The sequence below is a fragment of the Kitasatospora sp. CMC57 genome (assembly GCF_045866025.2).
GTDB lineage: Bacteria > Actinomycetota > Actinomycetes > Streptomycetales > Streptomycetaceae > Kitasatospora.
Window position 1 is genome coordinate 81,862 of the sequence record NZ_AP035881.2, and the last position, 20,211, is coordinate 102,072.

Here is a 20,211-nt window from a genome sequence, read left to right on the forward strand (position 1 = left end):
ACACGCGACACTCGGCGGGCGCAGTTCCCGACCCCGTCGGCCAGGTGGCGCTGTCAGTCCTCCGGGAGGGTCACGACGAGCTGGCCGTCGTCGTTGACGCCGTGGATGGAGATGCGGCTCTGGTCGAACTTCTCCCAGTCGCACCGCAGCCGGAACACCTTGTGCTCGGCGACCGAGGTGATGTCCTCCTCGGTGGCGGTGAAGTCGCCTTCGCCGAGCAGCAGCAGGACCGCCTGGCGGGCGTCGTGGGGGTCGCCGTCGATGGCTCGGGCCAGGCGCTGCAGGCTGGTGGTGACCTCTTCAATGCGGCGCCCGTCCGGTTCGAACATGCCGATGATCTCGAACGAGTCGTCGGAGTAGACCAGGCTCATCCGCAGCTCGCGCTGCACCTGCTCCTCCTCGGCGCTCAGCGGCAGGACCTCGCTCGGGAACGGCAGCGGGCTGGCCGGGTGCAGGCGCAGCACGCCGGCGTCGTCCGGGAGCTCGTGCAGGACCTTGGCCGTCACGAGCAGGGTGATGACGTCGTCGATGGTCTCCAGCGGCGGCAGGCCGTAGTGGGCGGCGTAGCGGGTGGCGTCGGCGATCTGGCCGGGCAGGGCCGCGGCGGCTTCGGCGGTCGCTTCTTCGTCGAAGTCGTCGCCGGTGTCCCAGCAGGAGTGGGTGAGCAGGCCGGTGGGGTTGTCTGTCGTGGAGACGAACGGGCCGAGCTCTTCGCGGGTGAAGGGCGCGCCCTCCATGACGGAGCCGATGATCAGCATCATCGCCGCCATGGGGCGGATCCTCGACCAGCCTCCCCGTGCGGCGCGGCGTAGGTGCTCCCCGCGCATCTCGTCATCGGTCCAGTCCAGCAGAGAGGCCGTCTCGGCCATGGCTCCCCCAAGATCGTCGGTGTGCCGTCGGTCGGTAGGCTACGCCGCCTCCGGTGGGCTCCCGCGCCGTGCTGAGCGGTCCTGCCGACGCCGGGGTCAGTCGTCGGGGGTGATGTTGACGGCGCCGCAGTTGAAGCAAGTCCAGTCGTAGGGCAGCCGGTAGCTGTGGACGCTGAAGAAGCCAAGCGGTTCGCCGTACACCGAGTTGGTCGCCTCGCAGTCCCAGCAGTCGTACTCGAAGTCCATCTCTCCCCTCCCGAAGCCGCTTCCAGGATGGCGGGCGCGGGCGCTGCGGGAAGGCTGATCGCCGGTTCTGGCTGGAAGGCGTTGCGTACGCTGATGGCCGGGCCTCTCACGTCGACGAGCGTGAGGGGCCCGGCCATTTCCGGGGATTCACGCGGCACCGCTGCGGGGTACGGGTCGGCGGGCGCGGCGCGGTGGGATTCGCGCATGCGACGGGCGTGGGCGTCGGGGCGGCCGCATGCTCCGCTCCGCCGCCGGCTCAGTTGGTGCGGGCCAGGACCGCGTCGGCCCACCTGGCGAACTCGGAACGACGGGCGGCGAGGTCGCGCTCGGCTTGGGCGATGGCCTTTCGCAAGGCGGGGTCGGTTGAGTCGCTCAAACCAAGGGCCTTGGCGCGGTGTACGCGGTCGGCGCCGAGGCCGACCGCGTTGAGGATGTTCTCGGCGGCGAGGTCGCCGTCGATGGCCCGGGCGGTGAACTCGGTCAGCAGGAGCCAGCGGTACACGTAGGTGCGGCCGGTGCCGGGGTTCGTGCCGATCAGGACGCGCAGGTGGCCCAGGAGGGATTCGGCGAGGTCGTGCTTGTCGGCGTTCCAGACGGCGTAGGCGCTGTCGAACGTCGGGTTGGCCAGCTCGGAGAGCGCTTCGCGGTGCTGGTCGGCCGCGCCGACGAGTATTGCGTCGGCGAAGAGGCCGAACTGCAGGACCTCGGCGGTCATGGCCGGCAGGTCGACGGCCGCCGGATCGAAGCTCTCCCAGTCATCGTCGTCGGACACCCGGGCTAGCTTCTCCAGGCCCTGGGAGAGGCTGTCGGCGAGGTCGGCGATCCGGCGCAGCTCGGCGGCGGCGCGGTCGGGGACTCGGTAGTACATCGAGGCGTTGAGCAGGCCGTCGTTCCACTCGTCGCTGCCCGGGGCGGCCTTCGCCGCGTCGGCCAGGTCGGTCTGGACGGTGAAGGCGGCGGCGCGGGTGGTGTGCCAGGTGAACGGCGGGTCCGTGTCCGCTTCGGTGTCGAGGACTGTGTCCTGCTCGTCGGCCTGGTCGGTCTCGTTCATGCCGTTCCCCTCCCGCACCGTGGTTCGTCGCTCGGTGTGACGGCAACGCTACCGTGCGGCCCTGACAGTCGGGAGGGCGGGGCGTCGGCGGTGGAGCGGGCCCGGGTGGATGTCGATTCGCGGGCCGCCCTTCGGCGGGGCGAGGACGTCTTGGTAGTGGTGGTCGAAGGAGAGGATGGCCGGCTTCTGGAGGCGCCAGGCGAGGACGGCGTTGGCGGCGTCGGCCAGGCCGAGGGCGAGGCCTTGGTACTGGCGGAGCAGGGCTTCGGCGTCGGCGTACAGGCGCCGTCGGTGGGTGGGAGGACGACGAAGCCCTGTCCGGCGAGCGCGCCGAGCCTCGTGACCGCGTTGATGGCCTCGGCTTCTCCGGCGCGGCGGGCCAGGAGGTGGTCGAGCTCGGTCATCACCATCGGGGAGACGATCAGGACCCGGGCAAGGGACAGAGCGTCGGCGCCCTGCTGGTGCAGGTCGTCCTTGCGGTTGAAGGCCGCGAGCAGGACGGAGGTGTCGGCGACCGCGACGCCGAGCGGGGCGGTGGCGGTCACCGGCCGGTGCCTTCGTGCATCCATTCGTCGGCGCGGGTGGCCAGGTCCGGCGGCCCGTCGAACAGCGCCCAGTCCACCGGCGGCAGCGGTTCGGTGGGGATCGGCAGGAGGCCGGCGGCGTGCTCGATCGCCAGCTCCTCCGGGGTGCGGCCGAGCACGGCGGCCAGGTCCCGCAGGATCTGCGCCTCCACCCCGGACATCGTGACGGACGCGGTGATCGACGGCTGCGCCTGGCCCGGGTCGGGGACGGGTTCGGACTGCGGACTCATCGGCCCCTCCCGGGTGCGGCGGCGGCCGTGGCAACGGTCCGCAGGATGACGGTAGCGGCTGACGGGTTGTCAGCGGGTCGGTCCCTCTTGCGTGAGCGATCTACTGGGCGGGTTCGGTGTGGTCGACAGCCGGCTGGTGGGGGTGTGGGTTCTCACCTTCGGTGTCAGACGCCACCGCTGTGACCAGGACGTTTCCCTTCAGTATCACGACGTGTCGGCCGGCTGCGGTCTCCGGGTGATGTCGTTTCCTCAGACTGTCCGTCAGTCATCCGTTCCATCCACTCGCGCACGGTCACCGCGGCAGGGGTAGGCGGTGTCGGCGGCCTCGCCCGGTGAGACGAGTCCTGTCTCGTAGGCGAGGACGACGGCTTGGGCCCGATCGCGCAGGGTCAGCTTGGCGAAGATCCGGGCCACGTGGGTCTTCACGGTCGCCTCACTGAGCGTCAGCTCCCGCGCCAGTTCGGAATTGGAAAGGCCCTGGCCCATGAGCGTCAGCACCTCGCGCTCTCGCGGCGTCAGCGCGGCCAGGTCTCGGTGGACGGCCGGGGTTGCGAGACCCGAACCGGTTCTGGGCGGGCTGGGGGCGAAGCGCTCCACCAGGCGGCGGGTGATCGCGGGTGCGAGCAGGGCGTCACCGGTGTCAACCAGGCGTACGGCGGCGGCCAGATGCGCGGGGGTGACGTCCTTGAGCAGAAATCCGCTGGCTCCGGCGGCAAGGGCTGCGTAGACGTACTGGTCGAGGTCGAAGGTGGTCAGCATGATCACCCGGCAGTCCGGGGCCTGCGCGAGGATGCGGCGGGCAGCCTCCAGGCCGTCCATGACGGGCATCCGGATGTCCATCAGGACGACGTCGGGCCGCAGCCTCAGCACGGCGGCCACGGCCTCGGCTCCGTCACCGGCCTCGCCCACCACGTCGAGGCCACGGGCGGTCAGGATCAGGCGGAAGCCGGTGCGGACCAGCTCCTGGTCGTCGGCGATCACGACGCGAGGGGCGGGCTCGGTGCGCGTCGTCATGGCCGGTCCAGCGGGATCCGGGCGCGGACGCGGTAGCCGCCGCCGAGGCGGCGGCGAGCGTCCAGATCGCCGCCGTAGACGGCGACCCGCTCCCGAAGGCCGAGCAGCCCGCGGCCCGTCCCGTCCGCCTTGCCCGGGGCCGTCGCGGGCCGGCCGCCCGACAGGACGCTCGGCCCGCTGTTTAGCACCTCGACCCGCAGGTGATTGTCCGCGTATCGCACCGTCACCTCGGCTTTCGCTCCGTCCCCGTGTTTGAGGGCATTGGTCAGGGCCTCCTGGATGATCCGGTAGGCGGTGACGTCGATCCCGGTCGGCAGCGGGCGCGGCTCACCGGAGATGCGCATCTCCACGGGCAGGCCGGCGAAGGCGATCCGGTCGATCAGCGGGCTGAGCCGGCTCAGGCTCGGCTGCGGTGACAGATCGACGTCATAGGGTTCGTCGTCGCCGTTCTGCGCGGGTGCGAGCAGGCCGAGCAGGTGCCGCAGCTCAGTCATCGCGTTCCGTCCGGCGGTCTCGACGGCGCTCATTGCCGCCGCCGCCTCCTCGGGCATCGTGGCCAGGACCTCGCGGGCGGCCCCGGCCTGGACCACCATGAGGCTCACGTTGTGGCTGACGATGTCGTGGAGCTCGGCGGCGATCCTGGCGCGTTCGGCGTCGACAGCGGTCCGGGACGCGCTCTCGCGCTCCCGCTCCAGGAGCCAGCCGCGCTCCTCGATGGCCGCCCGGTGCAGCCGTCGCGCGCGCACCGCCGCCGCGTACTGCCAACCGGCGGCGCCGACGGCCGCCAGAGCCATGACCAGCCAGACCGTCCAAGATTCCCCCACCTGCTCATCCTCGCAGGTGTACGAGGCGCCCCGCATCGGCACCCCGGACGCGGCTCCGTACATCCCCAGGATGACCTCCCCGAACAGATACATCCGGGGGGTGACGTCCCGCCATCGGCCCCGGCCTAGGTTCGAGGTATGACAACTGATCATGACGGTGCCCGGCAGGTAGTGGTGCGGCTGGACGGCGTACACAAGGAGTACGGCGACGCGAAGGCCCTGGACGGCCTGTCGCTGGAGATCCGGGCGGGCGACGCGGTCGCCGTGATGGGCCCCTCCGGCTGTGGCAAGTCCACCCTTCTCAACATGGTGGCCGGCCTGGACCGGCCGACCTCGGGCACGGTCGAGGTGCAGGGCCATGACCTCGGGAAGCTGAATGAGACCGGCCTGGCATTGTTCCGGCGGCGGAACGTCGGCATGATCTTCCAGTTCTTCAACCTCATCGACGACCTGCCCGTCCTGGACAACGTGGCCCTGGCCGCGCAGCTGACCGGCACCCCGGCCCGCCAGGCGCGCCGCCGTGCCCTGGAGCTCCTGGACGAACTGGGCGTCGCCGAGCGCCGCAACAACTATCCGGCCACGCTGAGCGGAGGCGAGCGCCAACGCGTAGCCGTCGCACGGGCATTGATGAACCGCCCGGCGCTGCTCCTCGCCGACGAGCCGACCGGTGCCCTCGACAGCCGGTCGGGCGAGCAGGTGATGGACCTGCTGATCGACCTCAACCAGATCGGCCAGACCCTGTTGATCGTCACCCACGACCCGCATCTGGCCACCCGCTGCGCCAGCCGCCTCATCGAAGTCGCCGACGGCCGAGTCGCCCGCGAGAGCACGCTGGAGGCGACCGCGTGAGCGCCGTGTGGAGAGCCTCGCGAGCGGCCGTGAAGCGCCGCCGGCTCCAGACCTTCGTCGTCGGACTCGTCGTGCTCTGCTCCACCACGACCGTCCTGCTCGCACTTGCCCTGCTGACCGCCGCCTCCAGCCCCTTCGACAAGGCCTACGCCGAACAGCGCGGTGCCCACACGGTGGCGGCCTTCGACACCACGAAGGTCTCCCCGGAGCAGCTGGCGCGGACCGCCCGGCAGCCCGGGGTGGCGGCCGCGGCCGGACCGTTCGGGCAGGCCGTCGTCGACATCCCCAAGGACTGGCTCTGGATGGCGGGCGGCACCCTCAGTGTGGTGGGCCGGGCCGATCCGGCGGGCCCGGTGGACCGGATCGAGCTCCTGGAGGGCCACTGGGCCACCGCCCCCGGCGAGATCGTCGTCAACTGGTCCGTCCAGGGCTCCCCCGGCACGGCGTTGCTCGGCACCAGGCTGGAGGTCCCCGGCGGAGCACCCCTGACCGTCGTCGGATTCGCCACCAGCATGAGCAAGTCGGCCAGCGCCTGGGTCTCACCCGAGACGATGAGCACACTGCACCCGACCTCCGCCCAGATGCTCTACCGCTTCACGGACTCCGCCACGGAGGCCGAGCTAAGCGCCGGGCTGGCACGGGCCACCACGGGACTGCCCGAGGAAGCACTGACCGGCACGCAGACCTACCTCACCCTCAAGCAGGCCTTCTCCGCGCTGGCCGACTCATATCTCCCGTTCATGACGCTCTTCGGTGTCCTTGGTCTGCTGGTCTCCGTCCTGATCGTCGGCAACGTGGTCAGCGGGGCGGTCGTCTCCGGGTACCGCCACATCGGGGTCCTCAAGGCCCTGGGCTTCACCCCGAACCAGGTCGTCGCCGTCTACCTGACAATGCTCTCCGTACCGGCCGTGGTGGGCTGCGCCCTTGGCACGCTGGCCGGCAACGCGCTGGCCGGGCCGATCCTGAAGGTCGCGTTCACCGGCATCGACGTGGGCCGGGCCTCGGTCGGCGACATCAGCCCGTGGGTGTCCGTGGCCTGCCTCGTGGGCATGCCCCTCCTCGTTCTGCTGACCGCGATGGTCCCCGCCCTGCGCGCCCACCGGCTGCCCGCCGCACGGGCGATCAGCGCCGGCGCCGCGCCGCGGACCGGGCGCGGGCTGCGCGTCCAGCGGATGCTCGGAGCCACCCGGCTGCCGCGCCCGGTCAGCCTGGGCCTGGGCCAGCCCTTCGCCCGCCCCGCCCGCACCCTGCTGACCCTGGCGGCCATCGTCCTCGGGGTCACCACGGTGACCCTGTCGACCGGACTCACCAGCACCATGGCGGCCTTCGGCAACGTCGGGAAGGAGGACGGAGGCACCCGAATCCATGTGACGACCGGGGGGTCGGGCAAGGACGGGACCCCGCCCCGCCTCAGTGACGTGCAGATCGAGGAACAGCTGCGCTCCCTGCCGGGCGCGAAGGGCGTACGGGCCCGCGCGCTGTCCCAGGCGAACATGACCGGCCAGAACCAGCCCGTCTTCGCCGACTTCTACCGGGGCGACGACTCGGGGTACAAGCACAGCATCGTCCGGGGCCGGGCACCGGCCGCGGCGGGCGAGGTCGTTGCCGGGCCGGCTTTCCTGACCCAGCGCGGCCTCAAACTCGGCGACCGGGTCACCCTGGAGCTGAACGGCAGAAAGATCAGCGCGACCGTGGTGGGCCAGGTCATCGAGGGCAACGCCCGTGCTCTGGAAGCCACTTGGGAGAGTTACACCCAGCTGGCACCGGGCTCCCCCGCCTCCGAGTACACGGTGCGGCTCGCCCCCGGCGCCGACGCGCGCGCCTACGCCGAGGCGGTCGCGGCGCTCGACCCGGGCCTGCACGCGTCGGTCCTCGACTCCAGCAACGCCGGTACCGCCACCGTCATCACCTTCTCCACGGTGTTCACGGTGCTGCTCACCGCCGTCGCCTCCCTCGGCGTCTTCAACACCGTGCTCCTCAACACCCGCGAGCGGCGCCGGGACCTGGGCATGCTCAAGTCGATCGGCATGACCCCCCGGCAGGTGGTGGTGATGACGGTGACCTCCGTCGCCGGGCTCGGCGCGGCCGGCGGTCTGCTCGGCATCCCGCTCGGGATCGTGGCCCACCGCCTCGCCGTGGACCATGTCGGCGTGGTCGACTTCCCGGAGCACATGAAGGACGTGTGGCACGCGCCGCAGCTGGCCGCGATGCTCCTGGCGGGTGTGGCGATCGCCGTCCTCGGCGCCCTGGTCCCGGCCCGGGCGGCGGCCAGGACGACCATCGCCTCGGTGCTGCACACCGAGTAGATCCCCCGTCAGCACCAGCCTCTGGAACCAGCCAAGCCAGCCGACGGCTGGCTTGGCTCTACAGATACGCTCCTGTGCTGACCATCGCGGGAGACGCGCACCGCTGAGGGCCGACTGCTGGGTGGCACGGTCCGCTTCATGTATGCGCGCGCTGTCATCAGCTGATCGAGGTCAAGGGCGCCTGATCGTCCCGCACTGGCGGGACGGCTCCTCCGCCCAGTGCCCTGGACGTTCTCCGGGCGCCACGCGCTGGCCGTCACGGGTAAGGCCGCCCACCTCAACCAGCTGATCCTCCTCGGACGCGAGTACAATCCCCACTGCACCATGTCCGGGACACCACCTTCGCCGAGGACGCCTCCCAACTACGGACCGGCAACGCACCCCGCGCGATGGCCACCGGGCGAAACCTCGCCATCGGCGCACTCCGACTCGCTGGGGCAACCAACATCGCAGCCGGCCTGCGACGCAACGCCAGAAGCCCCCACACCCCCCTCGGGATCACGTGATCACCAAACCGGACGAAGCGTCACTTTGCCGCGGCCCTGGGAGCGCACCACGTGGTCGGCATGCGGGTTTCCGGCCGGAGCAGGGCCGTGACATGCTCGGTGCATGACCGACCACAGGCGGCCCTCGGCGCCTCAACCCACCGGTGGCCCGGCGCAGGACGACTCCGAGGTGACGGTCGTGGAAGAGATCCTGGCCGCTATGCCAGGCTCGGTGGTCTTCCTGCGGCCGCTCTACGGTCTCGACGGGTCGGTGGAGGATTTCGAGCTGGCTGCCGTGTCCCAGGAGACGGTAGACATCGGCAGGCGCCGGGGCGCGGAGCTGATCGGCCGTAGTCTCCTCGGCACCTACCAAGGCTTCACCGGCACCGGCCTCTGGGATGCCTACCTCGATGTGCTCTCCGGCGCCGACCCCCACATAGGGGAAGGTCAGTCGTGATCTCCGCCTGGCCGGAGCTGTCGAGCCTCCCTCGTCTTCCTGACGCCGTTCCAGGTCACGTCCCCTTCGGCCTCGACGGCAGCCACTCGGCATATCTGCCGGCGAGTTGGTCACGAACCTTGGTGCTCTCGGCGAAGAGGTCCACGCCGCCGTCATAGGGGTGGACAGCCCACGCGCAGGCGGGTTCGGTCAGGATGACGCCGGAGGTCATGTCGTCGGCCACACAGAGCAGGAGCCGGTCCAGTGCGGGATCGTGCAGGTCCGTCGCGGAGACGTAGTGGTGCTGCCATGAGTGGAAGCCCGGCTCGACGGCCAGGTCATCGCTTCGCCAGTGCGCGGCCCCGGGCGTGGTGGCAGCGACCATAGTGTCTCGCGGAGTCGGGAAACCGGTCGCGGACCACGAGCAGGTGATTGCCACCAATCCTCCATCGCCGACCGTGACCTCGCCGAGGAGATCCTCCAGAAGCGCGTGGTGGCGACGCAGGATCTCGGCGTGCTCGGCGTCCGAGGTCGCATACCTCTTGCTCCCCGGGAGAGCGTGGAAGCGGACCCACCGCTCCGGGAACCGGTGGCGCAGACGTCGGGCCTCCGGCGGGCACTTGGGCCACGACCTGTTCCAGGCACCATCGAGTCCAGCAATGTCCACCGACTGGTCTCTGCCTCTCATGGCACCGCAACATAGTCGATCTTGTTGTTGGTGGACAGTGAAATACGGTCCGCCCGACGAGGGCACTTGAGAACTACCCCATCGGGCGACACCAGAAGCACGTGAGGCACCGTCACGGACATGTAGTCTATGGATAGTCGCAGTTCAGAGCCGGTGTCCGAGCTCCTGCGGTCGGTAAAGTCGACGATCTTCAGTTCCTTCAGTTCCAGAGCAAGTCCGGGACGGAGCTGAGCAACCACTTCAAGTTCATCGCTAACGAGTTCCCGCGATGCTGCTGTTCATCGGCCACGATCTGAGAGGCAAGGGGCTCTACCTGGACCCCCAGCTCGAACGGCGGGTCACCCCGCTGGGGCTGGAGCCGTTCCGTATCGAGGACGAGCGGGGGCGCCTCCAGTGGCGGAGCCTGCTACTGGCTCTGGAACAACGTCTGGTGCTGGCCGAGAAGTATCCCGGGATGCTGGCCGACGACCTGGCCGACGACCTGTTCGCGCGCACCACCGGCCACATCGGCTCTCTGATGACCCTGCTCATGCGGGCCTGCGAGCGGGCGGTCCGGACGGGCGAGGAGCGGGCCGAACCGGAGTTGATCGACACCACGTTCACACCCCGCCGGTGCGGCCGCGACGTCAACTCCCGGACAAAGACAGCGATGTGCGCGCGATTCGCGGTCACCGGGTCGACGTCGTCCCGCTCGCACATCAGCAGGTACTCGGTCAGTCCGCGGGCGTAGGCATCGATGGTCCTCGGCGTCCTCCCCAGGTCAGCCCAGATCTGCAGCCACACCGCCGCCTGCTCGTGCCGGCCTAGTACCAACGCCGTTCAGTTAGGTGTTGCGCCTGTGTGTCAAGGCCGGTAGGCAAAGCAGTGGTGAACCGCCCCGGGTTCGGTGGGGACTCGATTTCGTGTAAGGATTCGAGTCATGGCACGTCCCTCTTCCTACCCTCCTGAGCTGCGCCGTCGTGCGGTGCGCATGGTCGCCGAGGTCCTCGGTGACTACCCGAACGAGTCGGCCGCGCTGCGGGCCGTCGCGGAGAAGCTGGGCATCGGCTCCGCCGAGACGCTGCGCAACTGGGTCCGGCGCGACCAGGTCGACTCCGGACAGCGTGCGGGCACGACCACAGAGGAGTCCGCGCAGATCAAGGCGATGAAGAAGGAGATCGCCGAGCTCAAGCGCGCCAACGAGATCCTCAAGGCCGCAGCGAGTTTCTTCGCGGCCGAGCTCGACCGGCCACACCTGCGCTCGTAGCGTTCATCGACGAGCACCGGGGCCGCTTCGGCGGCGTCGAGCCGATCTGCCGCGTGCTGACCGAGCACGGCTGCAGCATCGCCCCCTCCACCTACTACGCCCACCGCAAGCGCCTGGCCCAGCCTGCCGCCCGCACCGTGCGCGACGAGGAACTCAAGCCGCTGATCAAGGAGGTCTACAACGCCAACTACCGCGTCTACGGGGCCCGGAAGATCTGGCGTGAGCTGGGCCGGCAAGGCCACACGGTTGCCCGCTGCACTGTCGAGCGGCTGATGCGCGAACTCGGCATCGCCGGCGCCGTGCGCGGCAAGAAGGTCATCACCACCATCGCGGACCCGGCCGCCGAACGCGCCCCGGACCTCGTGGACCGCAACTTCGTCGCCAGCGCGCCGAACCGCTGCTGGGTCGCCGACTTCACGCACATCGCCACCTGGTCCGGAGTCGTCTACGTCGCCTTCGTCGTGGACACCTTCTCCCGCCGTATCGTCGGCTGGTCGGCCGCAACCACCAAGGAGGCCCGGCTCGTCCTGGATGCGCCGGACATGGCACTGTGGCAGCGCGACCGCGACGGATTCCCCCACCAGCGAGGCGAGTTGATACATCACTCGGATGCCGGGTCGCAGTACACGAGCTTCCGGCTCGCCGAGCACCTGGACGCCGCCGATATCGCGGCCTCGATCGGATCCGTCGGCGACGCCTACGACAACGCCCTGATGGAATCCACCATCGGCTTGTACAAGACCGAGGTGATCAAGCCCCAGCGGCCCTGGAAGACGCTCTCGCACGTCGAGCTCGCCACCGCCGAGTGGACCGACTGGTACAACCACCGACGACTCCACGGTGAGATAGGCCACGTCCCGCCTGTCGAGTACGAGGAAAACTACTACCTGTCGACCACGAAACCCCTGGTCACAGCCACAACCTGAGATCTCTACCGAACCCGGGGCGGTTCACCCCGGCTTCCCAGGACTCGGCGTGCAGAACGGGCTGGGTGCGGCCGTCACCGTCGCGGGTGGCGACGAGCCGCCCGTCGACCAGGGCGGCCCAGCCCTCGTGGCCGTCGAGGTCCTTCTCCACCCAGCCGCGGGCGAGGCCGTCGCCGTGGTGGAGGGTGCGGATCCCGTCGTGGCCGGACCAGCGCAGCCAGATCGCACCGCGCACCAGCGCCGAGTCGAGGATCGCCCGGCCCAGGTCCCGGTGGGCGGGCAGCGGCTGGCTACGGCTGGAGAGCAGCTCCAGCGGGGCGGGCGCGGTGGCGGGGCCGGGAGGGGTGGTGTCGGTCATCGCGGGTACTGCCTTCCGGGTCAGCGAAGAGAGGGTGACGGGGGCGGCCCGGCGGCCGGGCCGCCCCCGTGGGCGGTGTGCTGCTACTGGTCGGTGGCGCAGTGGTGGTTGGACTCGATGTACTCGCCGTCGGGGAAGTCGGTCTCGGTGGACCAGCCACAGGCGGAGCACTCGGCCCGGCCCTCCCAGCCGATCTCGGGACCGTCGTCCTGGTCGCAGTCGTGGTCGGCGTCGACGCTGGTGCCGTCCTCGAACTGCGCGTCTCCTCCGTCGCCGCACGCGCCGCACGTCCATTCGGCGGTCCAGGTGACCGAGCCCTCGGCCGGGCCCTGGTCCTGCTCCTGGTCCTCCTCCTGCACTTGCTGCTCGGCCTGAACGGTGGACAGCGCGTCCAGCAGGGCCGTCTGCTGGACCGTCAGCTTCCCGTCGGCGGTGGCCTTCTCCTGCTTGCGCAGCCACGCCCCGGGCCGGAAGGTCGGGTCCGCTTCGCCGCCGGTGCGGTTGGCCGGGCCCTCCAGGGTGCCGTCGCTCGCGAGGTAGGCCAGCATCCGGCGGTAGGAGCGGTTCCAGTCCGGCTCGATCCGCCACATCGCGTCCAGGGCGGTGAGCTTGGCGTCCTGATCTGCCGTCAGCTTGGTGTTCTTGCGCTGGCGGCCGACCCAGGCGCCGACGGCGTGGCCGTCGAGCTTCTCGGCGGCCGGGACCGCGAGGTGGCCGTGGGTTTCGGCCCAGGCGCGGGCGTGGGCGTAGCCGCGGTCCCAGGAGCGGGCGTGCTTGTCCCAGATCATGCCGAGCTGGTCCAGCTCGTGGATCCGCACTGGGGAGAGCAGACCGGCGCCGCGCAGGTAGCGCTGGCGGTCCAGCCAGGAGATGAGCGCGGCGTCGTGGGTCTTGTCGGTGGGGTCGAGGTGGTGGTGCCCGGCCTGGAATGCTGCGGCCAGGTCGAACATCCGCTGCCACTCGGTGGCGTGCGGGTTGAACGCGCGCAGCTTCACGGTGCGCAGGATCTGGGCGGCGTGCTTGCGGGCGTTGATCCGCAGCCAGTCCACCGGCGCCTCCTCCGGGGCGGCTGGCTGCCCGTTGTCCCCGGCCTCGCCGGACTCCTCGCCCGCCTCCGCCTCGGTGACGTCCTCCTTCTCCCCGGCCCGCTTGGTGCGCAGCTCGGTGATCCGGCCGACCACGCGGGCGTCGTGGGCGGCCAGGGCGCGCAGGACGCGCCAGATCGTGCGGAAGGAGGACGCCTCGATCTCGTCGTCGGCCTCGGCCTTCACGGCCTCGCCCGCGTCGGTGATCTCGGCCGGGTCGGCGGCCATCGTGTCGTCGCCGATCTCGGGGGTGGGGAGGTAGACGGGGATGATGATCCAGGAGACCTTGCCCTGCCGGTAGGCCTGGCGCAGGGCCCGGCCGACGGCCTGGACCACGTCGATGACGCTCGACTTCGGATCCGAAAAGACGATCGCATCCACACTTCTCACGTCGATGCCCTCGTTCAGGAGCCGGGAGTTGCAGATGATGCAGCACTCCTCGCCCTCCTCCCCCGGCCGCTCGCCGGTGGAGGCGGTGAAGGTGGCGAACGCGGCCCGGCGGTCCTTGAGCTTGTCGGAGCCAGCGACCGCGAGGGCGGTCACCCGCTCGGGGCGGTCGGCGATGGGCAGCAGTTCGGCGGTGGCGTTCATGGTGGCGGCGAACTCCCGGGCGGCGGTGACGCGGGAGTGGAAAGTGATGACCCGGCGCAGCTGCAGGTCGGCGACGGCGCGCAGCACCGCGATCTGCAGGGCCATGCGCAGGAGTTCCTCGTTGGAGCGCTGGGAGCGGAGGTCGGCGACGGCGGGGAGGTTGAGGAGTTCGCGCAGGTCCTCATCCGTCACCACGGGGACCAGCACCCGGTAGTCGGCGAGGTAGCCGTGTTCGATGCCCTGTCCGAGGGTCCAGGTGAACACCGTCTCGCCGTAGACGGCCGGGTCGTCCATGGAGCAGAGCGCGGGCAGCTGCTCCGCGCCCTGGCCGTCGCCGCCTGCGGTGAGGTCGGCCAGCCCGGCCTTGGCCTTCGAGTCGTCGGCGATCTTCGGGGTGGCGGTGAAGTACAGCCGCCGCAGCGCGGGGACCTTGGCGTCGGAGTGGATCGCCGCCCACGCCTTCCCCTCCGAGCCTGCCGTCCGGTGGGCCTCGTCGATGACCACGGCGTCCCAGACGGGGAGCCCGAAGTCCTTGTGCGCGGCGACGATCCGCTCAAGGGAGGCGTAGGTGGCGTAGACGGTCACCGGGTCCCCGGGCTCGGCCTTGGCGACCAGGTCCGCGATCCGGGCGGCCCGGGTGGTCACATGTGCGTCGACGCGGCCGCCGGCCTCCGCGCTCTCCAGCGCCTCCGCCCGCGAACACGCCGCGACCGCCAGACCCCGGCGGCCGCCCTTCAGCGACCAGGCGGCGGCAGTCTGCTCCAGCAACTCGATCGTCGGCACCAGCACCAGCACCAGACCCCTCGCCGCCAGACGCCGGGCGCACCCGGCCGCGATCAACGTCTTACCGGAGCCGGTCGCAGCGACGATCGTCGCGCGGCCGCCGTTCTTGACGGCCTTCACGGCGGCGGCGACAGCGTCCTTCTGGAACCAGTGCAGCGGCAGCGGGTTCACCAGGACGGGCGGCTCGGCCTGGGCGGGCAGCAAAGCCTGGCCACGCAGCCCGGACGGAACGTCCTGCTCGATGGCGGTACTGGTCGTGGTGTCCACGGCGCGGTGATCTCCTCGGATGCCGGGTGGTGCTGAGGGTCAGTGTTCGTCGGGGTAGGCGTACTGGTGGAGGCCGTCGATCAGGCTCTCGACCAGGGAACCGAACGCGTTGATCTCCCAGCCGGCTTCGAATCCGCGCCGTTGCAGAATCTCGGCCAGTGCTTCCTCGAGGCCTTGGGCTTCGTCGACCGAGGGCGTGACGTCCTGCTGCAGGACGACCCCGGCCTTCGTAGCGGCTTCCTTGAGGACGGCGAGCTTGTCGGCGGATCCCCGGAACCAGGCCGGCCTCGGCTGACCGAACATCGGATGCTCCGTCATCCGTTCACCTCTGGGACCCAGGCGCGGACTTCGAGGTACTGGATGTCGGCATCCTCGACAGCGCGGCCGGTCTCCACCAGCCACTCCTTCATCGCCTCGGTGACGTCGCCGTGGTGGTCGGCGACGCGCTGGGACCACTCCGCGGCATCGAACCCGCCGGATGAGCTGGAGCCGTAGGTGCGCTCCTCCGTGCCGTCCGCGCGCGGGATGAAGCCGCGGCGTACCCCTGGGGAGTCCTTCTCCGACCCGGCGGAGTAGACGTACTGGTCGGCCTTCATCCGGACGGTGAAGGCGAGCTTCCCGCCGGCCTGGCCGGTCTCGTGGACGACCGGCGCGAGGTGGGCGGCGCCCGACCTGATGGCCTGCTTCCCGGCCCGGCCGGCCATGCTGCCGCCAGGGGTGCCGATCGTGTCCTTGCCCCGCACCCGCGCCTTCTGGCCGGTCTTGGTGGTACGCCGCTTCGTGTTCTCAGCCGCGATACCGGACAGCGCCTCGGCGTCCCGCTCGCCACCCCGGACCGCCCGCACCATCTGGCGCAGCGCCCCGACGAACGCGGCGCCCTTGCCCTTGGTGAAGAACTGACTCACCAGGCTCGCGTCGCGGCCTAGCATCTTGGCGACCTGCCGCTTGGTGTACCCCTCGTCCAGGAGCTGCTGGGTCAACTGCGCGGCCTCGTTCGGGTTCTGCGGCGTCCCCGGACTCATCGGTCACCCCCGATCGTCTGGACGTTGGCAGCGGCGAGAGCGGCACGGCCCTGGGCGCGCAGCTGGAGGTACTGCTCCTGACTGGTGGGGTGTGGGACCGGGCCGGTGAGGTGGCCCTTGAGGAGGTAGTCGCCCACCTCGCCCCGGTAGGGCCACGGCTGACGCTCGGTCAGGGCGATGCCGTCGGTACCGAAGTACACGACCGTGCCCGGCTTCGCATGGAGGGCTCCGGCGACACCGACGACCTCCTTGCCGTCGCGGTACTTCATGTCCAGCAGCGCCGCCCGCGCGCCCGACCACACGTAGGCGGCCCACTCGGGGTGGGCGTACGGGTCGCGGGAGAACCCGGCCTGCCGCTGCCAGGTCACCACCTCGCCGTCCTGGCCGAGGATCTCCACCCCGGCCGGGAGCGCCTCCCCGGCCGGCGTGGTGCCGGAGACCAGGCGCGGGCGCTGCGCGAACCCGCCCAGGCCGAACAGCAGCACCGAGCGGACCGCGCGCGAGGCGAGGTAGGCCGCCTGCATCTGCCGCTCGTCGCCGTGCAGTTTCGAGAGGTTCGTCAGGTCCGCCCAGGCCGCCTTGAGCCTCTTGCCCCAGTCGTCCAGCGGCTTGCCGTCCTCGAACACCAGGCCGCCGAGGATCTCGACCTTCCACGGCGCGATGTGGTTCGACAGAGCGAGGTGGACCTCCGCGCCGCCCGCCCACGTGGTGAACGTGGTGCCGGGCTCCGAGGGGTAGACCCAGGCGCGGTCACCGGTCACCGGCGCCGGGAGCAGACCGACGTGATTCCACCCCTGCGGGACGGTCACGCGGATGTTCCAGTGCGAGCAGGACATCAGCGCCTTCGCCTGCTCCGCCTCCGTCATCGCCGCGAACGAGGCGGCGGTGATGCGGGTCGGGGTGCCGACCGGGGACTTCCACAGGTGCTTCGCGTAGGCGAACGTGCGGTCGTACTCCACCAGCGCCGGAAGCTGCTCCGGCACCCGGGGCGGGAGGATCAGCTCGGTGCGGCCCTGGCCGCCGGTGGCGTGCAGCAGACCCCGCAGCTCCTCGGAGAGGACTGGGTAGCCGCCCGCCCACTTCCCCTTCGTGGGGATCGTGCGGGTCCACAGGTCCCGGCCGGTCTGCGACGGCGAGCCCATCAGCACCGCGTCGTCCCAGTGCCGGCGCAGCGCCTGCCACAGCAGCGTGAACGCCAGGCGGCACGTGGCGACGTCGGCACCGTCCGCGTCGAACCACTCCCCCATCGACCGGATCTCCACCATCGCGGTGTCCGGGGCAGTAGCGGGGGCGTAGCGGCCGACGGGCTGACGCTGGTGGACGAAGTGCCCAGCCAGCTTGTCCCGGCCCGCCCCCACCGCGGTCGTCCACCGCTCGGAGGGGGTGTTCAGCCAGCCCGCGACCGCGTCCTTGAGAGTCGAGTACCGCTCGGCACCGACGTGCCACGGGGCACCCGCGGTGACGTAGATCCGCTCCGTGCCAGGCGCGGTCGCCAGGACCGCGTCCAGGATCTCCCCCGGCGACTTCGCACCCAGGGTGAGCCGCACGACCTGGTCGCGCACCGCCAGGTCACCGGTCGCCGCGTCCAGGAACACGGTGGCGCGGGCCTGCTGGGTGAAGTTCGGGCGCTTGGACACCAGGCCGGTGGTCACCGCCTCGAAGCGGGCACCGTCCGGGCCTTCCGGGAGAGTCGGCAGCTCACGCGGCCCGGACTCCACCGCCAGACGGGCCGGGGCAGCGACCGAAGCGACCGAAGCGGCGGGGACCTCGGACGGCACCTCCACGACGACAACAGCCAGGTCCTCGACCTCGCTCGGCACCGCAGCCGTCACACCAGCCGGGGCCGGCTGCTCGACGGCGGGGGCCGGTCGGGTCAACGCCGGGGTGAGCGCACCTGCGGGCTCCGGGTGCTGCGCGGGCTCGGCCACCGGGGCCTGCACCGGCGCGGCGGCCGGGACAACGGCGGCGGCCTGGTCCTCCGCCCTGGCGGTACGGACGGCGGCCGGGGTCGGGTCCAGCAGCGGCGCGATCCGCACCACGTCCGCCAGCGTCAGGCCAGACGCCTTGGCGACCGTGGCGGCGTCGGCCTTCTCGTACCCCGCGAGCCCGGCCACGCGGCGCGAGCGCTGGGCGGCGAGCTTGTCCAGCTCCTTCTGCGCGGCCGCGACCGTCTTCTCGGCCTGGCCGATCTCGGTGCGCAGCTCGCGCAGACCGGCGAGCTCGGCGTTGTACGTCTGGCGGTCCATCAGATTCTCACTCCCCCTTCTCGGTGCTGGCGGGCTTGGCGGCACGGGCCGGGATCAGCCAGCCGTCGGGGCCTTGAGTGCCGTGGATGTCGGCGAGGCCGGCCAGCAGGAAGGCGTAGGCGCCGCGCTTACTGGCTTGCGGGTGTGCCTTGCCGCTCTCCCAACGGGCGAGGGTCTCGCGTCGTACATCCAGGGCCTCGGCGACCTCGACCTGAGTGAGGCCGGCGGCCTTGCGCAGGCGCTCCCGCTCGGCGGGCTGCGGCAGGTCACCACCGTCCCGGGCCTTGGCGATCAGTGCATCAACCGCCGAGAAGATCTCAGACATCACATACCTCCTAACCGATAAGCTATCACAGAATTCATCAGTAGGCACACATAGAATGTCGCACACAGGAATCATTCATGCCGCATGCCCCTCGCGAGCGGGCTGGGCGCCGCCACTGGCGAGTGCCGATACTTGGAGGTGAAGGTCGATCTGGGAGCGTGTCATGACCGAGACCGAGTTCTTCCGCGAAGGCCGGATGTACAGGAACTTCAAGGACGGGGCGCCCTCGACAGAGTGGGCCTTCCTGGTGCAGTGCGTCGGACGGGCACCGGCCGCTTTCGAGCATCACGCCGAGACGCTGGGCGTCGCGTTCGGCTGGCGCCGCGGCTTGAGCCGCAACGGACGCGTCGAAGGTCTGGGCAGCTACGTGACGCCCGACTTCGCCGGCTGGCAAAAGATCCCCGCTTCCGAGGCCGATGCTCTGCTGTCCGAGCCGAGTGAAGCGGGATAGCAGAGGAGATCCGGTGCCGGACGTTGCCACCATTGCCGACCAGCTCTATCGGCTGCCCCGCCGGGAGCACGACCTGCCGCTAGTGCCTGTCCTGCCGATCAAGGTGGCATTGTGGTGCGCTGACGTCCTGGGGGCGTGCGGAGCCAACGAGTAACAGGTGCGCAGTGATCGAGGCAGGGCTCACCCGATTTGCTGGGCGACTGCCAAGAGATCGGGGTGCAACCGACTCGTAGAGAGCTCAACCCCCAACAACCACCCGTCCGCGTCGAAGTCGAGCACCGCAGCCATGTCCTCGCCAGCGATCACCTGCCGTACCGCTTCACCAGGAGCAATGGCATCGACCAAGTAGACGTAGACCATGCCGGCCTTGACGTCATACGTGACCCGCATCTTCATCCCCGTCCCTTGGTCGCACCAGCCATCACCACGCTATCGGCCACAAGATCGCCAGGACAGTCCCGCTCGGCCAGGGCACGGGCGAGTTCGTCCGCACGGGTCCGGTCCGCCTGCGGGGCCGGGTTAGGCGACCTACTGCCTCTCGTCCCAGCTCGTCGCCGTCCTCGTTGGCGAAAGCGTCGGCGAGGGAGTGCCAGCCGGGCCGGCCGAAGCGGATCCAGATCTCCGCTCCGGCGCCGAAGCGGCGCACGGCAGGGTGGTGGCGACCACGAGCAGGGCACGGTGGTAGGAGCGGGCGGTGATGCCCTCGCCGGTGTAGTGGCGGGGTTTCCAGGTGGCGCGGGAGGCGGCTTCGAGAGTGTCGAGGCGGCGCAGCATCCGTTGGTGGTCGCGTTCGGGTTTGGCCTTCTTCTGCTCCGCGGTGAGGGGTGCGGTGCCGGGGCGGGGCGTTTGCGGCCGGGCTCCAGGACGAGGGCGACGGGGGCAGGCCTGCTCGGCCGGTGGGCGGGTAGAGGGCGGACCACAGGCGCAGGTCGTGGGTGGCGGGTCCTACGACCTCGAGGGATGCCTCGAAGGCCTTGCGGATGGTGTAGCGGGCGGGCAGCTCGCACCAGGCGCGGTAGGCGGCGAGCTTGTCGAGCAGCGTCCCGTTGCCCTCGTTGTCGCGGTCGACCTCCACCAGGAGGACGGGAACGTCCGCGCCCGGGTCTCGGAGCACCAGGTCGGCGAACAGTCTCCGGCGGCCGGGCAGCTTGTGCTCCACCTCGGTGGTGTAGGCGGCGAGGTGGCCACCGCCGGCCTTGGCGAGCAGGCCGGCGGTGGCGGCGAGGGCATCGGCAACGCCGTCTGGAGCACCAACACCTCCGTCGGCCAGTGAGGCCGTGACGCGGTGGTGGCCCCAGCGTGGTCGACCGCCCGTCAGCGCGCCTACGC

22 protein-coding genes are annotated in these 20,211 nt (G+C 70.7%); 7 read left to right on the plus strand and 15 right to left on the minus strand.

The window, feature by feature from the left end; all coding sequences use genetic code 11:
- Nucleotides 1-53: 53 nt before the first annotated feature.
- The 7 genes from ACKUU6_RS00290 to ACKUU6_RS00320 all read right to left on the minus strand — a co-directional run bounded on the left by ACKUU6_RS00290 (nt 54) and on the right by ACKUU6_RS00320 (nt 4,911).
- Complete coding sequence (locus ACKUU6_RS00290) at nt 54-869, minus strand: DUF6042 family protein (RefSeq protein WP_407986290.1); 816 nt, start codon at nt 867-869, stop codon at nt 54-56.
- A 96-nt stretch (nt 870-965) separates the two neighbouring features.
- Nucleotides 966-1,115: a hypothetical protein gene (locus ACKUU6_RS00295; protein WP_407986292.1), complete on the minus strand. Its 150-nt coding sequence runs from the start codon at nt 1,113-1,115 to the stop codon at nt 966-968.
- A 256-nt stretch (nt 1,116-1,371) separates the two neighbouring features.
- Complete coding sequence (locus ACKUU6_RS00300) at nt 1,372-2,166, minus strand: hypothetical protein (RefSeq protein WP_407986293.1); 795 nt, start codon at nt 2,164-2,166, stop codon at nt 1,372-1,374.
- Nucleotides 2,163-2,711: a PIN domain-containing protein gene (locus ACKUU6_RS00305; RefSeq protein ID WP_407986294.1), complete on the minus strand. Its 549-nt coding sequence runs from the start codon at nt 2,709-2,711 to the stop codon at nt 2,163-2,165. Before ACKUU6_RS00305 ends, ACKUU6_RS00300 begins: the two co-directional genes overlap by 4 nt.
- Entirely contained in the window at nt 2,708-2,980 is a 273-nt protein-coding gene (locus tag ACKUU6_RS00310; RefSeq protein WP_407986295.1) for a hypothetical protein, read from the minus strand. The genes ACKUU6_RS00305 and ACKUU6_RS00310 overlap by 4 nt, the downstream gene beginning before the upstream one ends.
- Nucleotides 2,981-3,241: 261 nt before the next feature.
- Complete coding sequence (locus tag ACKUU6_RS00315) at nt 3,242-3,994, minus strand: response regulator (RefSeq protein WP_407986297.1); 753 nt, start codon at nt 3,992-3,994, stop codon at nt 3,242-3,244.
- Nucleotides 3,991-4,911 (minus strand): sensor histidine kinase, encoded by a 921-nt coding sequence (locus ACKUU6_RS00320; RefSeq protein ID WP_407986299.1) that lies wholly within the window; start codon nt 4,909-4,911, stop codon nt 3,991-3,993. Before ACKUU6_RS00320 ends, ACKUU6_RS00315 begins: the two co-directional genes overlap by 4 nt.
- Before the next feature lie 45 nt (nt 4,912-4,956).
- On the opposite strand from ACKUU6_RS00320, the gene ACKUU6_RS00325 reads away from it, so the two are divergent.
- From ACKUU6_RS00325 to ACKUU6_RS00335, 3 genes are all read left to right on the plus strand, one after another.
- On the plus strand, nt 4,957-5,667 hold the full coding sequence (locus ACKUU6_RS00325; protein ID WP_407986301.1) for an ABC transporter ATP-binding protein: 711 nt from the start codon (nt 4,957-4,959) through the stop codon (nt 5,665-5,667).
- The gene (locus tag ACKUU6_RS00330) at nt 5,664-7,973 is read left to right on the plus strand and encodes an FtsX-like permease family protein (protein ID WP_407986302.1); all 2,310 of its coding nucleotides are present in this window, start codon (nt 5,664-5,666) and stop codon (nt 7,971-7,973) included. The genes ACKUU6_RS00325 and ACKUU6_RS00330 overlap by 4 nt, the downstream gene beginning before the upstream one ends.
- Nucleotides 7,974-8,657: 684 nt before the next feature.
- Complete coding sequence (locus ACKUU6_RS00335) at nt 8,658-8,915, plus strand: hypothetical protein (protein WP_407986303.1); 258 nt, start codon at nt 8,658-8,660, stop codon at nt 8,913-8,915.
- 55 nt (nt 8,916-8,970) lie between these two features.
- Here the strand turns inward: ACKUU6_RS00335 and ACKUU6_RS00340 are convergent, their stop codons facing one another.
- A complete protein-coding gene (locus tag ACKUU6_RS00340) occupies nt 8,971-9,582 on the minus strand; it encodes a hypothetical protein (protein ID WP_407986304.1) in 612 nt (203 codons plus the stop codon).
- A 268-nt stretch (nt 9,583-9,850) separates the two neighbouring features.
- Here ACKUU6_RS00340 and ACKUU6_RS00345 point away from each other — a divergent pair, with 268 nt between their 5' ends.
- Nucleotides 9,851-10,312 carry a hypothetical protein gene (locus tag ACKUU6_RS00345; RefSeq protein WP_407986305.1) on the plus strand — a complete coding sequence of 154 codons (462 nt, stop codon included), beginning with the start codon at nt 9,851-9,853 and terminating at the stop codon, nt 10,310-10,312.
- A gap of 189 nt (nt 10,313-10,501) precedes the next feature.
- A protein-coding gene (locus tag ACKUU6_RS00350; RefSeq protein ID WP_407986306.1) for an IS3 family transposase occupies nt 10,502-11,754 on the plus strand; the annotation gives its coding sequence in 2 pieces (ribosomal slippage) (nt 10,502-10,784 and nt 10,784-11,754; 1,254 coding nt in all).
- On the opposite strand, the gene ACKUU6_RS00355 is transcribed toward ACKUU6_RS00350, so the two are convergent.
- From ACKUU6_RS00355 to ACKUU6_RS00380, 6 genes are all read right to left on the minus strand, one after another.
- Entirely contained in the window at nt 11,738-12,112 is a 375-nt protein-coding gene (locus ACKUU6_RS00355) for a hypothetical protein (protein WP_407986307.1), read from the minus strand. The two genes, ACKUU6_RS00350 and ACKUU6_RS00355, sit on opposite strands and share 17 nt — an antisense overlap.
- 83 nt (nt 12,113-12,195) lie before the next feature.
- Nucleotides 12,196-14,838 carry a DEAD/DEAH box helicase gene (locus tag ACKUU6_RS00360; RefSeq protein ID WP_407986308.1) on the minus strand — a complete coding sequence of 881 codons (2,643 nt, stop codon included), beginning with the start codon at nt 14,836-14,838 and terminating at the stop codon, nt 12,196-12,198.
- Between the two features lie 39 nt (nt 14,839-14,877).
- Nucleotides 14,878-15,156 carry a hypothetical protein gene (locus ACKUU6_RS00365; RefSeq protein WP_407986309.1) on the minus strand — a complete coding sequence of 93 codons (279 nt, stop codon included), beginning with the start codon at nt 15,154-15,156 and terminating at the stop codon, nt 14,878-14,880.
- Nucleotides 15,153-15,860, minus strand: a complete 708-nt coding sequence (locus ACKUU6_RS00370) for a helix-turn-helix domain containing protein (RefSeq protein ID WP_407986311.1) — start codon at nt 15,858-15,860, stop codon at nt 15,153-15,155. The genes ACKUU6_RS00365 and ACKUU6_RS00370 overlap by 4 nt, the downstream gene beginning before the upstream one ends.
- Nucleotides 15,857-18,106, minus strand: a complete 2,250-nt coding sequence (locus ACKUU6_RS00375; protein ID WP_407986312.1) for a hypothetical protein — start codon at nt 18,104-18,106, stop codon at nt 15,857-15,859. Before ACKUU6_RS00375 ends, ACKUU6_RS00370 begins: the two co-directional genes overlap by 4 nt.
- Before the next feature lie 7 nt (nt 18,107-18,113).
- Nucleotides 18,114-18,431 (minus strand): helix-turn-helix transcriptional regulator, encoded by a 318-nt coding sequence (locus ACKUU6_RS00380; protein ID WP_407986313.1) that lies wholly within the window; start codon nt 18,429-18,431, stop codon nt 18,114-18,116.
- A 163-nt stretch (nt 18,432-18,594) separates the two neighbouring features.
- On the opposite strand from ACKUU6_RS00380, the gene ACKUU6_RS00385 reads away from it, so the two are divergent.
- Nucleotides 18,595-18,882, plus strand: a complete 288-nt coding sequence (locus tag ACKUU6_RS00385) for a hypothetical protein (RefSeq protein WP_407986314.1) — start codon at nt 18,595-18,597, stop codon at nt 18,880-18,882.
- Between the two features lie 180 nt (nt 18,883-19,062).
- Here the strand turns inward: ACKUU6_RS00385 and ACKUU6_RS00390 are convergent, their stop codons facing one another.
- Nucleotides 19,063-19,278 (minus strand): hypothetical protein, encoded by a 216-nt coding sequence (locus ACKUU6_RS00390; protein ID WP_407986315.1) that lies wholly within the window; start codon nt 19,276-19,278, stop codon nt 19,063-19,065.
- Between the two features lie 535 nt (nt 19,279-19,813).
- Here ACKUU6_RS00390 and ACKUU6_RS00395 point away from each other — a divergent pair.
- A complete protein-coding gene (locus ACKUU6_RS00395; protein WP_407986316.1) occupies nt 19,814-20,155 on the plus strand; it encodes a hypothetical protein in 342 nt (113 codons plus the stop codon).
- The last annotated feature ends 56 nt before the right edge of the window (nt 20,156-20,211 follow it).

Coding starts and splice junctions, on each gene's coding strand:
- ACKUU6_RS00375 (WP_407986312.1), bottom strand. CDS start 18,106: ATGGACCGCCAGACGTACAACGCCGAGCTCGCCGGTCTGCGCGAGCTG.
- ACKUU6_RS00385 (WP_407986314.1), top strand. CDS start 18,595: ATGACCGAGACCGAGTTCTTCCGCGAAGGCCGGATGTACAGGAACTTC.
- ACKUU6_RS00290 (WP_407986290.1), bottom strand. CDS start 869: ATGGCCGAGACGGCCTCTCTGCTGGACTGGACCGATGACGAGATGCGC.
- ACKUU6_RS00390 (WP_407986315.1), bottom strand. CDS start 19,278: ATGAAGATGCGGGTCACGTATGACGTCAAGGCCGGCATGGTCTACGTC.
- ACKUU6_RS00355 (WP_407986307.1), bottom strand. CDS start 12,112: ATGACCGACACCACCCCTCCCGGCCCCGCCACCGCGCCCGCCCCGCTG.
- ACKUU6_RS00310 (WP_407986295.1), bottom strand. CDS start 2,980: ATGAGTCCGCAGTCCGAACCCGTCCCCGACCCGGGCCAGGCGCAGCCG.
- ACKUU6_RS00295 (WP_407986292.1), bottom strand. CDS start 1,115: ATGGACTTCGAGTACGACTGCTGGGACTGCGAGGCGACCAACTCGGTG.
- ACKUU6_RS00365 (WP_407986309.1), bottom strand. CDS start 15,156: ATGACGGAGCATCCGATGTTCGGTCAGCCGAGGCCGGCCTGGTTCCGG.
- ACKUU6_RS00370 (WP_407986311.1), bottom strand. CDS start 15,860: ATGAGTCCGGGGACGCCGCAGAACCCGAACGAGGCCGCGCAGTTGACC.
- ACKUU6_RS00340 (WP_407986304.1), bottom strand. CDS start 9,582: ATGAGAGGCAGAGACCAGTCGGTGGACATTGCTGGACTCGATGGTGCC.
- ACKUU6_RS00380 (WP_407986313.1), bottom strand. CDS start 18,431: ATGTCTGAGATCTTCTCGGCGGTTGATGCACTGATCGCCAAGGCCCGG.
- ACKUU6_RS00345 (WP_407986305.1), top strand. CDS start 9,851: ATGCTGCTGTTCATCGGCCACGATCTGAGAGGCAAGGGGCTCTACCTG.
- ACKUU6_RS00325 (WP_407986301.1), top strand. CDS start 4,957: ATGACAACTGATCATGACGGTGCCCGGCAGGTAGTGGTGCGGCTGGAC.
- ACKUU6_RS00300 (WP_407986293.1), bottom strand. CDS start 2,166: ATGAACGAGACCGACCAGGCCGACGAGCAGGACACAGTCCTCGACACC.
- ACKUU6_RS00315 (WP_407986297.1), bottom strand. CDS start 3,994: ATGACGACGCGCACCGAGCCCGCCCCTCGCGTCGTGATCGCCGACGAC.
- ACKUU6_RS00320 (WP_407986299.1), bottom strand. CDS start 4,911: ATGTATCTGTTCGGGGAGGTCATCCTGGGGATGTACGGAGCCGCGTCC.